This is a genomic window from Nostoc sp. (assembly GCF_036917355.1).
In the GTDB taxonomy this organism is placed as follows: Bacteria; Cyanobacteriota; Cyanobacteriia; order Cyanobacteriales; family Nostocaceae; genus Nostoc.
Genome location: NZ_JBALDP010000046.1, coordinates 112,135 through 128,649 on the forward strand (window position 1 = coordinate 112,135; position 16,515 = coordinate 128,649).

Here is a 16,515-nt window from a genome sequence, read left to right on the forward strand (position 1 = left end):
TTAATGACGAACTTACTTATAAAATTTTTAAAGATATAGTAATCATTTTATATTGTTTCTATATGTTACTTTTAAAAACTTTACTGTCCGACTATGTACAGAAAATGACGCTATCAGTCCAAGCATAAAGCTGCAAATCGACTATCAGTAATGGTCATACCAATTATTATAAAACAGTCTCATGGTTTGAGATTTAGCGATTTAATAAAAGATGCCCCATTTGTTTTCAGTTCTTCAGATGATGGAGTTATTATTACAGCCTCAACAGCATAATTCTTCTTCATACAAAGCAGACTTCTCTGATATAATAATTTGTTATTTATATTTAATTCTTTTTTCTTAATTTCTTCTTGCAAGGCAGTACTGGGTTTACCCATTAAAGTAAAGTCTTGACAGTTATATCCACTTTGATTAACGGAAGACTGAGATATTTGTTTACCCTGAATAAAATTTGTTTGATTAGCAGTTTTAATTAGAAGCTGTAAAACTTTTGGAATTCTCTGCGGGGCTATTTCTTTGGGAAGAGTTGAATGGGTCACTGAATATATAGATTCATTCTTAATAGTTGCCCAATTCCGGTTATTAATCCCTTTTGTTGGATAACTAACTTCTTCTACAATAGTCCCTGGCATTAAGATGCTAAAATTTCCTTCTTTGGATGTTAAAATTTTTTCTTGGGATGATGCGGGTGTGCAAGCTGATAAAACAAATATCCCGAAACAATTAATTATCCAAAAAGGTTTAAGAGTTTTGATAAGTAAATCCATAAGTGTTACTGGTTAATAATTTTTATTTAGAATGTCAAGTTATTCTCTCAACACATGCACACGCTATTGTCATTTTTAGCGTTTGGCTGACGAATTACAGGCAATATCTTAAACACAGGGTCTTGTTTTAAGTTTTCCCATAAAAGTGGTTTTCTAACACAAAAGCTGCCAAATCAAATCTTGACTCAATATTTCCCAACAACACGGCACTCATCATTTCAATAACCCACATCAGCAAGGCTTTCGGTAATTTTGGGAAAATTGATTGTCGCTGCGATGGACTACGCCCCACCTGGTTGCGATGTCTAAGACGGGCTGCACCTACGCGTCCTTGCTTTATCCCTAGCTTTCTTTAATACTAAGGAATTTGTCACTTACGCCCCTAAAAATGGTGACTCGGAAAATACGATTAAATTGAGCTTTAAAACTCGGAACTTGAGTTTCAGAACATGACATTCCGAGTTCTTCACTCAAACTCCGAGTTTCTAAGCTCTAACTTTCAACCTCTTAAGCAAAATTGCCGATAGATTTTTTGCACTATTGATGGTTACGGCTGCACTTTTTCAGATTTACAGATAAAATAGCGCCTTCATCAATTTTTAGTTTCTACCTTTGAAAGAGTTTAGCCATTCCTGAACTTGCTCTCTTGCAATATCGCGCCCCCCAAGACCAAAGGCTAGGGCAATAGCAACTGCGATCGCACCTAGTAAAAGTCCAAAGGCTAAATTCACAATATCACTGGCAACTCCAATCTGTTGCAGTGCCATTGCAGAAACTAAGGCAATAATTGCAATCCGCGCCACTTGTCCCAAAATCTGGGCTTGGCGATCGCCGGAACTGGTAATTATGTTAAAAGCCAGATTTGCCAGGAATAAGCCAACGGCAAAGATTACCAATCCGGCTAAAATCCGCCCGAATATAATCACAATTCCAGACACTAATGCTGTCAGAGCTGGAATATTCAAGATATTCACCGCCGCCACCGTGGCAAACAGCATGATCCCCACTAAGGCAACAATGCCTACAATTTCCGATGGAGTACGGGTTGTAATCGGCTCAACTGTTGGTTCTGTGGAAATGACGATTCGTCTGCTGGGTGTTGCCAGACCCAAAATAGTGAAAATGTTATTAAACCCTAAATTGGTGAGGATACTTGTAACCAAGTCCGCGATAAACCGCCCGACGAAATAGGCAACAATCAAAATTGCCACGGCTGTAAAGATGGCAGGTAAGGCGTTGAGAACCTGTTGCAGCATGGCGATCGCAGGTATTGAGATCGCATCAATTCGCAAGGCATTAAGCGCTGCGATCGCCACAGGAATCAGAATCAAAACATAGACAATTGTGCCGATAATACTCGATAGAGGTTGTACCCCCGCACTTGTAGATAATCCCAACCGACTACCTAAATGGTCAAGACCAGTTGTCGCCAGCAAGTTCGTCACAATCCGCCGTACTACATTAGCGATGAACCAGCCAACTACAGCAATCAAGATCGCCGCTAAAATGTTCGGCAGAATTAGCAGAACTTCTGTAATTAAAGCTTGTACTGGTTGTAGAGCCTGCCTGAGTCCGAGAGTATCTAAAACTGGGGCAAGAAACAGTAAAAATATAAACCAATACAGAGCATTGCCAATCGTATCACTCAAAGACAGCTGATTAAGGCTGGGCGCTCTGTCTTCTGGTTCTGGATTCAAACGCTCATCCAGGTTAAATGCCTGTAATGAGCGCACAGTGATAATCTTCACAATCGTCGCCAAAAACCAGGCTGCTGCCAAAAGGATTCCGGCACCAACCAACTTTGGCAAAAAGCCAATAAGTTGATTGAGGAAATTATTCAGGGGTTGAGAGGCTACTTCCAGATCCAACGTCTGTAAAACAGCTACCGCAGTTAACAGGATAACGCTCCAAAAGACTAAGCTAGAGACTAATTTCTCCACTTGGGGAACATCTTGACGACCCGTTATCCCAGCGGCAATGCGGTTATCTATGTTTGTGCGCTTGAGGATTCCTTGCGTCAGTGCCGCTGCGATCGCTGCAATCAGCCAACCTACTAGTAAGATTGCTACCGCCCCTAAAAGACGAGGCGTAAACAGAATCAACTGTTGTACAATACCTTGTACATCAGCGATTCCTTGATTCACTGCTGGTTGTATTGGTTGCAGACTGGGCGATGATTGTGCCAAAAATTGCTGCACCCTCGTGGATAAACCAACTCCGTAGGCGTAGCCTGTCGTAGACATCACCTGGGTTATTTCTTGCCAAGTTGTGTTCATGGTTTTCGGGAATTATGCTTAAGTATTCGCCGCAAACACTGAGTCAGTGTTTTGCCTATCAATTTACCAGTAAAAACATACATATTTACTCATATTTGATTTAATATACGGGCATTGGGCATAAGAGGACTTGGGGACAAGGGGAAAGACTTTTGTAAGTTCTAAACTTTTGTCACCTTGTCTCCCCTGCCCCTTGTCCCCTTCATCTTCCACTGCGCTGAATTTTGCGTTACTCTAATTGCAGCAACAGCACCAAAGATGTGGAATGTCCCAAGTTTTGGAACAATCGATTCAAATTAATGCTACAGCTACGGTGGTGGAGCGCTGTATTAGCGATTTAGCTCTCATGCACCGTTGGCTCAACCCCGTTCTTCGTTGCGAACCTGTGGGCAAAGCTTGGAGTACCGATGTCGGCAGTAAAAGTCGTTTTATTATTCAAATTCCTCTACTAAAACCCACCTTGAATAGCGTAGTTGTAGAACGACAACCGGGTTTGATAGTTTGGGAATTTCAGGGATTTTTTCAAGGACGCGATCGCTGGGAATGTCAACCCAAAGAAAAGGGAACGCTTTTACTCAATCGCTTTGAGTACGATATCCCTAACCCCTTAGTGAGTTGGGGCTTTAACACTTTTGCTGCGTCATGGACGAAAGAAGATATGCAAGCCCAACTGCGCCGCCTCAAAAGAGTAGCAGAAGAACAACGTAATTCGTAATTCGTAATTGGGCATTGGGCACAAGAGGCAAAGGTGAAAAAGGGCAGAGGGAAAAACTTACTGCAACTTCTCCTCTGCGCCCCTACCTCCCCTACTCCCCATTTCCTACTTGTCTTTACCCAATTCGGTAAGTAGCCGCCGAATCACAGATGCATCCTCGGCATCAGGAACTTTTACTAAATACTTTTGTAAATCGTCTACGGCTTGGGGGTAGTAACCGAGTTGATAATAGATCAAACCGCGATCGCGCAATTCTAAAGTTAAACCAGGAAACAGCAACAAAATTCGTTCAACTGCTGCCAGCGTTTTTTCTAACTCTTGCTGTTTGAGGTAAATAAATTTTAAATTTGTCAGCATCCGGGCTAAAAATTGCCGATTACTAACTACAGCTAAAAATTCTGGTTTTAGCGTCACAGGTTGCTGATAAAGTTGAGACAGCCGTTCCTCGCAATCTTGGGCAAATATTATTTCACCGCCATTGAAAGCATCGACAAAAATCTCTATATCGGGAATATCTGGGCGGATCAGGAAATGTCCTGGCATCCCTATACCCACCATCGGAAAATCAATCCGTCGAGAAACTTCCAGGTAAAGCAGCGCTAAGGTAATGGGAATCCCCAATCTGCGATCGATTACATCATTGAAAAAGCTGTTGCGCGGATCGTAATAGTCAATTTTATTACCAGAAAAATTTAATTCTTCGTAGATATACTGGTTAATACTTTGAACTATCCGCAGAGGATATCGTGAGTCAGGCAGACGTTCTTGTAGCTCCCACGACATTGTATCAAGGGCGTTGAGGTATTCCTCTGCATCTAAATTGGGATATTCTTCTTGTGCAATATACAAAGCTGCCTTTGCCAAATCAATGCGCTCGTCAGACTGCTGAATCTCTTGGTAAAAATATTGTCGTGCTGACGAGAAATTCATAAGCTGTTGCTCGGTGTAAGTGTGAGGATGAAGCCGCAGCTACGACTAAACCAGGCATCGCAGCTTGGCCAAAAGCTGTTTTTTGTATCTATCTTTATCTTATGGATATTCAGAAGTTTTGGAAATGTAGTTTATGGATAGCTTTATATATCCATTACTAAGTAACTTTTAGTAAATGCTGTGTTGGTGATGTCTTCGATGGACTGTACCCATGCAAAGCACATGATGTAATACAAATATGAATTATTTCAAGGCAAAAGCTAGATATTTGATACCTAGCTTTTTGCCTGCAAGTGTAAATATTTAGGTAATTTAGAATAGTAGTATGTTTTGCTACAGCGCGTTAAAGCTAGGGCGATCGCATCTGAAAAATGAGATTAGGGATAAACTAGAGCATATTCTGTCAATCTAGTCAGGATTAGGACTACAACCATAGGCACCAAACACCTTTTTAAGGAATTACTAAGAGAGTTATGTCCCCGTCCGGTGCTAGAGTGAAAGGTGACATTTCTTATTCTTATGTCTTCTCCGACCTTATCTGAAATCTAGCTTCAATCATTAGGCGCAGCATGGTCACAACCGCAGAAAAAACAAACATTGGCTACATTACCCAAATCATTGGCCCAGTTGTAGACGTTAAATTTCCCGGCGGGAAATTGCCACAAATCTACAACGCTTTGAAAATCAAAGGCACCAACGAAGCTGGACAGGAAATCAACATCACCGTTGAAGTACAGCAACTGCTGGGCGACAACCAGGTGCGGACTGTTGCGATGAGTTCCACCGAAGGCTTAGTCCGCGGTTTTGAAGTCAGCGATACAGGCGCTCCCATTACCGTGCCAGTTGGTAAAGCCACTTTGGGCCGGATTTTCAACGTTCTTGGCGAACCTGTGGATAACAGGGGACCAGTAAATGCTGAGGCAAGTTTACCCATCCACCGCTCTGCTCCTAAATTCACCGACCTGGAAACCAAACCTTCGGTGTTTGAGACTGGGATTAAAGTTGTTGACCTTCTGACTCCCTATCGACGCGGCGGTAAGATTGGTCTATTCGGCGGTGCTGGTGTTGGTAAAACCGTAATCATGATGGAGTTGATTAACAACATCGCTACCCAGCATGGTGGAGTATCCGTATTTGCTGGCGTGGGTGAGCGCACCCGTGAAGGCAATGACCTCTACAACGAAATGATTGAGTCTGGGGTTATCAATAACGAGAACCTCAACGAATCAAAAATTGCTCTAGTCTACGGTCAAATGAACGAACCACCCGGAGCGAGAATGCGGGTTGGTCTTTCGGGATTAACAGTAGCAGAGTACTTCCGGGATGTGAACAAGCAGGATGTGCTGCTGTTTATTGATAATATCTTCCGGTTTGTGCAAGCAGGTTCGGAAGTATCCGCGCTCCTGGGTCGGATGCCTTCTGCGGTAGGATATCAGCCCACATTGGGAACCGACGTAGGTGAACTGCAAGAGCGGATTACCTCGACTACCGAGGGTTCAATTACCTCCATTCAGGCAGTATACGTACCTGCGGATGACCTCACCGACCCCGCACCTGCTACTACCTTCGCCCACTTGGACGGTACAACAGTGCTGTCTCGTGGTTTGGCAGCTAAGGGAATTTATCCCGCAGTTGACCCTCTTGGTTCAACTTCCACCATGCTCCAGCCAAATATTGTCGGTGACGAACACTACAGTACAGCTCGGGCGGTGCAATCAACTCTGCAACGTTATAAAGAACTCCAAGACATTATCGCCATTCTCGGTCTAGATGAATTGTCTGAAGAAGACCGTCTCATCGTAGCGCGGGCCCGGAAAGTTGAGCGTTTCTTGTCTCAGCCGTTCTTTGTGGCAGAAGTATTCACCGGTTCTCCTGGTAAGTACGTGAAGTTGGAAGACACCATTAAAGGGTTCCAAAAAATTCTGTCTGGTGAGTTAGATGCTCTGCCAGAACAGGCTTTCTACTTGGTTGGCGATATTAACGAAGCGATCGCCAAAGCTGAAAAAATCAAAGGTTAGTCATTAGTCACTTGTACTGAGCGACTCGTGCCGAGCGGAGCCGAGGTAAGCCGAAGTATTGGTCATTGGTCATTAGTCATTAGTTCAACTGCTAATGACTAATGGCAATTACAAAAGACAAAGGACAAAGGACGAAGGACGAAGGACAAAAGACAAATGACATTAACCGTTCGTGTAATTTCCCCAGATAAAACAGTCTGGGATGCTCCAGCTGAAGAAGTTGTTTTGCCTAGCACTACTGGTCAACTAGGTATCTTAACTGGACACGCACCACTTTTGACTGCTCTAGATACTGGTGTCATGAGAGTTCGTGGCGCTAAAAATCAAAATTGGGAAGCGATCGCTCTTTTGGGTGGCTTTGCCGAAGTCGAAGAAAATGAAGTGACAATTCTGGTTAACGGCGCTGAACGTGGCGACAAAATTAACCTTGATGAAGCTCGTACTGCTTACAACCAAGCAGAAGCACGTCTAAGTCAAGTTTCCGCAGACGATCGCCAAGCCCAAATTCAGGCAAATCAAGCCTTCAAACGCGCCCGCGCTCGGTTTCAAGCTGCTGGCGGTTCGGTCTAATTTAACTTTATATTTCCACTTTGTAGGTTGGGCAATTTCCAACCTACAAAATATTTATTAAGAAGAACTCAGGAGTCAGAAGTCAGAATCCAGTATGAATTCTGTACGGGTACTAAAATGCTATCCGTAAATAGATGAGTATTCTGAATCATGACTTCTTATTTATTAATTTTTTAAAAATTACGTCAAGTTTAAGAAATCGAGGCAAGCCTTGGTGAAGTGTTAATTTAGCTAATTAGTTGCCCAAATGGGCACAGATTATGAAAAGCCTTTCATCTTTGCTTGGTACTCGTAAACAAAATAAGGTAGCTCGTTTAGCAGCATCTATCGTAGCAACCTTAGCAATTGCTGGTAGTGTTCACTCTGCCAATGCTACTTCTGTCAAAACAACTACTGCAAAAGAAATTACTTCAGCGACTGTCCAGCTAAATCAGACCACACTAAATATTGCTCAGTTACAAATTAGCAGGACTCAATATCAAGCTGCTGGAATTAATCCTGTTGTAGTGGTTCCAATTCTACTTGTTGGCGGTTTAGTTATATTTGTCCCCCTATTCTTTGGCGGACTTGTAGTAATTGGCGAGCGTGAAGTAGGCATTGTAGTTAGAAAATTTACCCTTTCCGGGCGCGGACTCCCTGCCGGTAGCTTAATTGCCCTCAACGGCGAAGCTGGCTTGCAGGCAGATACTTTAGCTCCTGGTTGGCATTGGGGCTATTGGCCTTGGCAGTATTCTGTAAAGAAAGAGCCAGTAGTTGTCGTTCCCCAAGGGGAAATCGCTTTGATTGTGGCAGCAGATGGCGCATCCAACCCACCAGAGCGGATTTTGGGTAAAATTGTCGCTTGCGACAACTTCCAAGATGCTCGAAAATTCCTTACCCAAGGTGGGGAAAAAGGGCGGCAAATGGGTTTTCTTACGGCTGGTACGTACCGGATTAATACTGCCCTGTTTAAAGTCATCATGGCAGCAAATGCCAGCGCTCATGGCATGACTCCAGAACAGTTGCGGGTGTACAGTCTGGCATCTGACAAAGTTGGCATCGTCACTACCTTAGATGGTTTACCAATCTCTGCTGGTGAACTTGCAGGCTCGATAATTGAGGGACACGACAACTTCCAAAATGGTCAGAAATTTATTAATGGCGGTGGACGGCGAGGTTTACAAGAACAGACTTTGCTTTCTGGTTCTTGGAACTTGAACCCTTGGTTTGTCCAAGTTGAGCAAGTGCCGATGACCGAAATTCCCATTGGGTATGTTGGCGTGGTGATTTCTTTCGTGGGTAAAGCACATCAAGATGTCAGCGGCGCAGCTTTCACACACGGTAATTTGGTGAATCAGGGGCACAAAGGTGTGTGGGTCGAACCGCTATATCCTGGTAAGCACCCGATTAATTCTCGGATTATGAAGATTGAACTAGTACCAACGACCAACATTGTTTTAAACTGGTCAGGTCGGACTGAACGCCATAGCTATGATGCTAAACTGGCTTCTTTAACAGTGCGATCGCGTGATGGGTTTGCCTTTGATTTGGAAGTAGCGCAAATTATCCATGTGGGTGCTTTAGATGCTCCGAAGGTAATTTCTCGCGTTGGTGCTATGCAAAATCTGGTAGACCATGTATTAGAACCGACTATCGGGAATTATTTCCGTAACTCAGCCCAAGACTATACTGTACTAGACTTTCTCACCGCTCGGAGCGAACGACAAGCTGAGGCTGCTGAGTATATTAAAACAGCATTACGGGCTTATGACGTGCAAGCGATCGACACCCTGATTGGTGATATTCAGCCACCAGCGTCACTAATGCAGACACAGACAGACCGAAAAATTGCTGAAGAAGAACGGAAGACTTATGAAGTTCAGCAGATGGCGCAAACCCAACGGCAGCAGCTTGTCCGAGAAACAGCATTGGCTGATATTCAACAAGAAATGGTGAAATCAGAGCAAAGTGTACATATTGCTGACCTGAAAGCCCAAGCCCAAATTAAGCAGGCGAACGGTGAAGCTGAGGGGACAAAACTCCGGGCAATTGCTGAGGCTGAAGGTATTCGGGCTACAGGTAACGCCAAAGCTGAAACTTACCGCGCTGGTGTGGAAGCCTTGGGTTCACAAGGTTATACAGCAATGCAACTAATGCAGATTATCGGCGATCGCAATGTCCGCTTGATTCCAGATGTCTTAGTTGGCAGTAACGGCAGCAATAACGGCTTAGTAGATGGGCTATTATCCATGATTTTATGGAATCAAACTGGTAAGGGTGAATTGACACCAACACCTTTGCATCCACAACCAATAGTTAACAAAGCACAACCAACCACAGACAATGGTCTTCCACCGATAGTTGTAAATTTTCCTGTAGATAAGTAACATCAGAAACATCAGGTAGGGGCATGACAGTGTGTGTGCCCTTACAAGAAACAAACGGCAATATCTTAACTGTGGGCAAAATGCCCACCTTGTAGGTAGAGAAATTTTGCTTTCACAAGAACGTTATCGTTTAATCAAGCAGATTGGTAAAGGGGGATTCTCTAAAACCTTCCTCGCTGTAGATGAGGGTGAGTTTCCTCCAATTCCTTGCGTCGTTCAAGAATTATCGCAAGAATACGAGACTTCTATTACTTTTCAGCAAAAGGTAAAACAGCTAGAGGAGTTAGGAAAACATCACCAAATTCCTGCTTTGTTGGCTTATTTTCAGCATAATGGGCATTTTTGTTTAGTGCAAGAGTTTATTGCAGGCACTAATTTAGCTCAGGTGGTTGAAGAAGAAGGTGCTTTTAATGAAACTCAAATTTGGCAACTTTTAGAAGATGTGTTGCCAGTTTTGCAGTTTATTAGCGATCGCAACATCATCCACCGCGATATTAAACCCCAAAATATCATCCGTAGATCCCCAATTACTAAAAAGGGGAATTTCGTTATAGTCGATTTTACCACTGCGAAAATCGTCACAGAAATCGATCGGCTAACATCTGAAACCAGTATTGGCAGTCCAGAATACGCTGCACCAGAACAAACGAAGGGAAAATCCGTTTTTGCTAGTGATTTATATAGCTTGGGTGTAACTTGTATTTACTTACTTACCCAGATTCCTCCCTTTGATTTATATGATATTGCTAACGATTGCTGGGTTTGGCAACAATATCTTACTACTAAAGTTAGCGATGTCTGGCGACAAGACTCAAAGAGTCTACGCTTGGTGCAAATCCTCGACAAGCTGCTGCAAAAGGCTGTTAACCCCCGCTTTCAATCGGCTGATGAAGTTATGCAAGCAATGGGGATAGAATGTAAAACTCAAAATTTTAAATTACCAAATCCTCCTTGGCGATGCTTGCATACCTTAACTGGGCATTCTGGGAGATTAAGTAGGGTGAATACCATTGCCATTAGTCCAGACAGTCACACTTTAGCCAGTGCTAGTGATGACAAAAATATCAAATTGTGGGATTTAAATACTAAAAAAGTCCTAGCTAGCTTATCAGGACATTCCCAAGCTGTAAAATCAGTTGCCTTCAGTCCAGATGGTCAAATTCTGGCAACTGCTAGCGATGATAAAACTATCAAATTGTGGCAGGTTGAGACACTAAAAGAAATCTGCACTCTCTTGGGACACTCACACGCAGTAAAATCAGTTGCTTTCAGTCCAGATGGGCAGATTCTCGCTAGTGGTAGCTGGGATAAGACAATCAAACTTTGGGATGTAAATACTGGCACAGAAATTTCCACCATAACTGGACACCAATTACAGGTAAATTCAGTAGCATTTAGTCCCCAAGGACAGTTTTTAGCCAGCGCTAGTTATGACAGAACAATTCGCTTGTGGCAGATAGAAAGTTCCCAGAGAGAACTTCAAAACCGCCCATGCTATAGCTTGTTAAGCACCCTTTCGGGTCATGCATGGGCGGTTTTGACAGTCGCTTTTAGTCCCGATGGGAAAATTTTGGCGACGGGTAGTGATGATAACACTATTAAGTTGTGGGAGGTAAACACAGGTCAGCTAATTTGCACACTTGTAGGCCATTCTTGGTCAGTGGTGGCTGTGGCTTTTACTGCCGATGGCGAAACACTCCTAAGTGCAAGTTGCGACAAAACAGTTAAACTTTGGAGGGTAAGCACAGCAGAAGAGATTGTTACTCTCTCTGGTCATATAGACTCAGTATCTGCTGTTGCTGTGAGCAAAGTTACACAATTAATTGCAAGCGGCAGCCAGGACAAGACTATCAAACTGTGGCAGCTTGTAGAACAGGACAATAGCTAATTTTGTAATATCAAGCGCTACCTGTAAAGGCAACTTCCGGAAATTTCAACTGAGCTTCTGCCATTGGACGGTTTCTGCCTTCCTCTTGCCAGTAGTTAATCACTTCTGTTGCTTTGTTAAGCAACTCAACACGATCCAGATCAGTAATCCAATGTTTGGACTCTAATTCCTTTTTTAACTCTTCCCAGGCATCATTTCTGGGCCAAAAAAAGTACTTAGTCAAGGGACTGGTGCCTTTGCCTACAACTTGATCCACTGCTAGAGCAACGTTCTCGTCTAACCACAGAATTTTCAAAATAAACTTGGTCAATCACACCTCCGGGAATTTCCGGGCATTATTTAACTAGGATAGCGATCGCTTATTTTAACGCAATACCCTATCAAATGACCAAACAGTGATTGGATTGGGCTAGCATAAGGTGTAGTCGGCGTTAACGAAAGATGCTTGTTACCGAAACAGACTCATGATACAGAGCAAGTAAATTTGTTTATGGGAATTATTAACAGGACTTACGCAAAATTATGGAAAAACGAACCGCAAAGGACGCGAAGGACACGAAGGGAAGAGGGTTTCAGAGAGTTTTTGCGTAAGTCCTAATTAATTTTGAATTTTGAATTTTGAATTTTGAATTCGGAGCGAAGCGACGTGACTGCCCAACTGCCCCAATCTCAAACAACATCTGGTTCAGATTTGTATGAGCAAGACTTTTACCTGTGGATTCAAACCACAGCAGAACTGCTCAAGCAAGGTCGGCTCACAGAACTGGATTTAGAGAATTTGGTTGATGAAATTGAAACAATGGGTAGGAGTGAAAAGAAAGCACTCAGAAGCAATTTGGAAGTGGTGCTGATGCACCTCTTGAAGTATAAATATCAAGCCGAGAAGCGCTCTGGTAGTTGGCGAGCAACAATTCGCGAGCATCGTAAACGCCTCAGAGAAGCTCTAGAAGAAAGTCCTAGCCTCAAACCCTATTTCTTTGAGGTTTTTGGGCTGTGTTATAACGATGCTAGACTCTTGGCTGCCGATGAAACTGAATTGCATCTAGCTACCTTCCCCGAACAATCTCCCTTCACGCCAGAGCAAACCCTCGACCCCGATTTTTTACCTGAGTCATGAGCGCATTATGATGATTTAAAACTCTTTTGCTTCCTACCCCATGACTCAACCAACTTCTGTAAAAGCGATCGTTGTTTTCGATATTGATGGTGTTGTGCGCGATGTTAGCGGTTCCTATCGCCGAGCGATCGCAGATACCGTAGAATATTTTACTACCCAAGCATATCGGCCAACCCCACTGGATATTGACCAGTTGAAGTCTGAAGGCGTGTGGAATAACGATTGGGAAGCATCGCAAGAATTAATTTACCGCTACTTTGAAACCCAAGGACAGAGCCGAGAACAACTGCAACTAGATTACAGTGCGATCGTTGCTTTTTTTCAATCGCGTTACCGAGGCTCAGATCCAAATAATTTTACAGGGTATATCTGTAATGAACCCTTATTATTACAACCTAGTTATTTAGAACAACTTACCGAAGCGGGGATTCCTTGGGGATTTTTTAGCGGTGCAACTCGTGCTTCCGCCAACTATGTATTAGAAAAACGCCTGGGCTTGGAATCTCCAGTATTGATTGCAATGGAAGATGCGCCAGGGAAACCCGATCCTACAGGACTTTTCGCTACAGTTCGTGAATTAGAAAATGGAATTGAGCAAAAATTAGCGATCGTGTATGTGGGAGATACGGTAGCAGATATGTATACTATCGAGAAAGCGCGGAGTCTAGATTCTTCTCGCACTTGGCTTGGTGTAGGCGTTTTACCGCCCCACGTTCAGGAAACAGCAGCGCGTAGTGATGCTTATGGTGAAACACTAATAGCAGCAGGAGCAGCAGTAGTTTTGCGTAATGTGCAAGAATTGACTCCAAGGCAGATTCAAGAATTGATAAGTTCATTTGCTTGATCTGTGATCTAAGATTAATCAAGCTAGGGGTGCATAAATGACTGGCTGATAAGAATCTTGCTTTAATCATTGGGAGATTAATAAAAATGTCTGCACTTAAACTGCCTAACGGCCCTCAAACTCACCCTTGGGTACAGACGTATCAGTGGCTGACTAATCCCTTAGAATACCTAGAAGACTGTGCTAAACGCTATGGTGATATCTTCACCCTTCAGCTAGGACAAAATTCTCCTGCTCAAGTTTTCATTAGCAATCCCCAGGCGATTCAGCAGATTTTTACTACAGATCCAAAACAGTTAGACTCTGGTGAGCCAGCAGGGATTAGATCGCCTTTATTAGGACGCCAATCACTACTTGCGCTGGAAGGAAAGCCTCATCAGCGACAACGAAAGCTATTGACACCACCCTTACATGGGGAACGAATGCTAGCTTATGGTGAATTAATCCGCGACATCACTGAGCAAGTGATTAATCAGTGGCAGGTTGGAGAAACCTTTGCAGCTCTGCCATCAATGCAAGCAATCTCTTTTCAAGTGATTTTGAAGGCTGTATTTGGTCTAGAAGATGGGCCACGTTACGAGAAACTCAATGAACTCCTGATTGCAATCCTGAATCCCAAAATCCCTATTTTAAGAACAGTTCTGCTTCTTTTCCCAGCAATGCGGCAGGATTTAGGAGCATGGAGTCCTTGGGGGAAATACTTGCGTTTACGGCAGCAAATCGATCAAATTATCTACGCCGAGATTCAAGAACGCAAAGCACAACTCGATTCATCTCGGACTGATATTCTATCTTTAATGATGGCTGCTCGTGATGAAGCGGGAGAGCCGATGACAGATTTGGAATTACGTGACGAACTGATGACTCTATTAGTGGCGGGTCACGAAACTACTGCAACATCCTTATCATGGGCGCTTTACTGGATTCATCATTTACCACAGGTGCGTGAAAAACTGCTGCAAGAACTAGATAAATTGGGCGAACAACCAGATCCAAATGCTATTTTCCGATTGCCTTATTTGAATGCTGTCTGTTCTGAAACCCTACGTCTTTACCCAGTGGCGATATCGGCACTAAATCGAGTGGTCAAATCACCGCTACAAATTGGAGAATACAACTTTGAGCCTGGTACTTTGCTCAATCCCTCTATTTATTTGACCCATCATCGAGAAGATTTATATCCTGAGTCGAAGCAATTTAAGCCAGAGCGTTTTCTGGAACGGCAATTTTCTCCCTATGAGTATTTACCCTTTGGTGGCGGGAACCGTCGCTGTATTGGTATGGCATTTGCCTTGTTTGAGATGAAATTGGTGTTGGCAACAGTACTGTCTCACTGGGAGATGGAACTGGCTGATAGTAAACCAGTGCAGCCAGTACGTAAGGGTTTGCTATTTAGCCCAGCAGGTGGTGTGAAGATGGTGGTGAAGGGGAGACGCCAGCAAAATCAGGCAGTTCGAGAGACTAGTTTTGTTTAGAAAGTTTGAAATAATATGAGATAGGGTAGGAGCGATCGCACATAGCCTCTTAGGGTCGATTAGATAAAACAGGTTTACCGCTAGACACGACCTGTTCGATAATATCAGCCGCTCGGCTCACTCCACCGGCTCGCTGAATCGCCTCTTGTAGTCTCAAGGCATTCTTTTTGTAAGAATCTTCTGTTATTACCTTCTTAATAGTGTCTCGCAACCTGTGTACACTCAAACCAGACAGTGGCACAAATTCTCCTGCTCCGGTGTAAGCTATACGAGCAGCGATTCCTGGCTGTTCATTAGTAATAGGAATAGCTACAAGGGGGACTCCGCTACTTAAAGCATTTAGCACTGCATTCATTCCAGCATGGGTAATAGTTAGAATCGATCTTGAGATTAATTGCTGTTGAGGTGCGTAAGCTACTACCAAAGGCGAACCAGGTAGATTAGGGACTGATTCCTTTCTTTCAGGCTGACCCAAAGAAATTACTAGTTGCATATCTAAACCCATACAAGCTTCAGCAATAGTCTCAAAAATTTCTTCTTTGCGATTTTGTAAGGTTCCCAACGCAGCAAAAATCAATGGTTGATCGTTTAACTTTTCAAAGGGGAAAGATGTAGACGAAGAGATGGGTTCTAGCCCTGATGGATCTTGCAAAGGTCCAGTGTAATGAAAAAACTTAGCTAACCGTTCTCTTGGAAAGTCAAACTCAGCAGGTAGCTGACAGATATGAGCTAGTTTCCCCGCAGCATCTTCACGCTTGACATAAGGTGGTAAATTCCATCGACGACGTTGATTTACTACTAAATCCCAGATTTTTATTGATAAACGATTAAGCAAAAAGTTACCCACTTGGTTTCGCTTACGAGACCACCAAGCTTGGTTGTTGGGCCAAGGTGTAAAGTAGGGAGGAACTGCCTCTTCTCTATTAGTTAGCAGAGCATTACATACAGTGACGAAGGGTATATTTACAAAGTCGGCAATAGTTCCACCGGCAGACGTTACCTGATCTACTAATAGGGCTTCTATACCTACCTTAGAGAGTGCTTCTGGTACTTCACGGAAAAGCATGACTGTTTCTTTTTCCAGCCAACTGATCGTAAAACGCAACGCTGGTAATCCACTCATTTCACCCAAGTGTTTATACATTGGTTCCAGACTTCCAAGCGGGAATTCAGCCTCTCCAATCGTGTAAAATTCTAAGCCAGCTTTCTGTACCTTAGTTTGAACATCGGGTATATGAAATAAGGTGACGCGATGACCACGCCGTTGCAATTCTCTACCCAAAGCACACATCGGGTTGAGATGACCGATCGCAGCAGGACAAAGAATCCCAAAATGAGTCATAGCGAAACCTTTAAAAAATGCAAGCCAAATATAACTATTATCCGCTATTTGGTGCAAAATTTATGGACATAATTTTAGTATCAAACAATCCACAAGGGTATGATGTTTCACAGATGTTACTGGATTTTTAAGAACTTATCCAAAGCTATAACTAGACTGGGATTCTCATTAAGTAGTTAAACAAAATTATTTACACAAAATTAAGGT

The 16,515-nt window shown here is 43.2% G+C and carries 14 protein-coding genes; 8 read left to right on the forward strand and 6 right to left on the reverse strand.

Annotation, left to right across the window (positions count from 1 at the left end):
* Positions 1-179: 179 nt before the first annotated feature.
* From V7K53_RS13830 to V7K53_RS13840, 3 genes are all read right to left on the reverse strand, one after another.
* Positions 180-767: a hypothetical protein gene (locus V7K53_RS13830; RefSeq protein ID WP_335198090.1), complete on the reverse strand. Its 588-nt coding sequence runs from the start codon at positions 765-767 to the stop codon at positions 180-182.
* A gap of 127 nt (positions 768-894) precedes the next feature.
* A complete protein-coding gene (locus V7K53_RS13835; RefSeq protein ID WP_335198091.1) occupies positions 895-1,059 on the reverse strand; it encodes a hypothetical protein in 165 nt (54 codons plus the stop codon).
* A gap of 307 nt (positions 1,060-1,366) precedes the next feature.
* Positions 1,367-3,043, reverse strand: a complete 1,677-nt coding sequence (locus tag V7K53_RS13840; protein WP_335198092.1) for a mechanosensitive ion channel — start codon at positions 3,041-3,043, stop codon at positions 1,367-1,369.
* Positions 3,044-3,308: 265 nt separating this feature from the next.
* Between V7K53_RS13840 and V7K53_RS13845 the strand changes: the two genes are divergently transcribed.
* Positions 3,309-3,758, forward strand: a complete 450-nt coding sequence (locus V7K53_RS13845) for an SRPBCC family protein (RefSeq protein WP_335198093.1) — start codon at positions 3,309-3,311, stop codon at positions 3,756-3,758.
* A 105-nt stretch (positions 3,759-3,863) separates the two neighbouring features.
* On the opposite strand, the gene V7K53_RS13850 is transcribed toward V7K53_RS13845, so the two are convergent.
* Positions 3,864-4,688, reverse strand: coding sequence for a SirB1 family protein (locus tag V7K53_RS13850; RefSeq protein WP_335198094.1), 825 nt, complete (start codon positions 4,686-4,688; stop codon positions 3,864-3,866).
* Between the two features lie 569 nt (positions 4,689-5,257).
* On the opposite strand from V7K53_RS13850, the gene atpD reads away from it, so the two are divergent.
* The 4 genes from atpD (at position 5,258) to V7K53_RS13870 (ending at position 11,530) form a co-directional block, all read left to right on the forward strand.
* Positions 5,258-6,706 (forward strand): F0F1 ATP synthase subunit beta, encoded by a 1,449-nt coding sequence (atpD, locus tag V7K53_RS13855; protein WP_335198095.1) that lies wholly within the window; start codon positions 5,258-5,260, stop codon positions 6,704-6,706.
* 156 nt (positions 6,707-6,862) lie between these two features.
* The gene (gene atpC / locus V7K53_RS13860; RefSeq protein WP_094348863.1) at positions 6,863-7,276 is read left to right on the forward strand and encodes an ATP synthase F1 subunit epsilon; all 414 of its coding nucleotides are present in this window, start codon (positions 6,863-6,865) and stop codon (positions 7,274-7,276) included.
* Positions 7,277-7,536: 260 nt separating this feature from the next.
* Positions 7,537-9,642 carry an SPFH domain-containing protein gene (locus V7K53_RS13865; protein WP_335198096.1) on the forward strand — a complete coding sequence of 702 codons (2,106 nt, stop codon included), beginning with the start codon at positions 7,537-7,539 and terminating at the stop codon, positions 9,640-9,642.
* A gap of 106 nt (positions 9,643-9,748) precedes the next feature.
* Positions 9,749-11,530 carry a serine/threonine-protein kinase gene (locus tag V7K53_RS13870; protein ID WP_335198097.1) on the forward strand — a complete coding sequence of 594 codons (1,782 nt, stop codon included), beginning with the start codon at positions 9,749-9,751 and terminating at the stop codon, positions 11,528-11,530.
* A gap of 10 nt (positions 11,531-11,540) precedes the next feature.
* Here V7K53_RS13870 and V7K53_RS13875 read toward each other — a convergent pair whose 3' ends face one another.
* Positions 11,541-11,840 carry a 30S ribosomal protein PSRP-3 gene (locus V7K53_RS13875; protein ID WP_094333099.1) on the reverse strand — a complete coding sequence of 100 codons (300 nt, stop codon included), beginning with the start codon at positions 11,838-11,840 and terminating at the stop codon, positions 11,541-11,543.
* Between the two features lie 336 nt (positions 11,841-12,176).
* Here V7K53_RS13875 and V7K53_RS13880 point away from each other — a divergent pair, with 336 nt between their 5' ends.
* The 3 genes from V7K53_RS13880 to V7K53_RS13890 all read left to right on the forward strand — a co-directional run bounded on the left by V7K53_RS13880 (position 12,177) and on the right by V7K53_RS13890 (position 14,966).
* Positions 12,177-12,647, forward strand: coding sequence for a DUF29 domain-containing protein (locus V7K53_RS13880; protein ID WP_335198099.1), 471 nt, complete (start codon positions 12,177-12,179; stop codon positions 12,645-12,647).
* Between the two features lie 40 nt (positions 12,648-12,687).
* Positions 12,688-13,491, forward strand: a complete 804-nt coding sequence (locus V7K53_RS13885) for a TIGR01548 family HAD-type hydrolase (protein WP_335198100.1) — start codon at positions 12,688-12,690, stop codon at positions 13,489-13,491.
* Positions 13,492-13,577: 86 nt separating this feature from the next.
* A complete protein-coding gene (locus tag V7K53_RS13890) occupies positions 13,578-14,966 on the forward strand; it encodes a cytochrome P450 (protein ID WP_335198101.1) in 1,389 nt (462 codons plus the stop codon).
* Positions 14,967-15,015: 49 nt separating this feature from the next.
* On the opposite strand, the gene V7K53_RS13895 is transcribed toward V7K53_RS13890, so the two are convergent.
* Positions 15,016-16,308: a glycosyltransferase gene (locus V7K53_RS13895; protein WP_335198102.1), complete on the reverse strand. Its 1,293-nt coding sequence runs from the start codon at positions 16,306-16,308 to the stop codon at positions 15,016-15,018.
* Positions 16,309-16,515 lie beyond the last annotated feature (207 nt).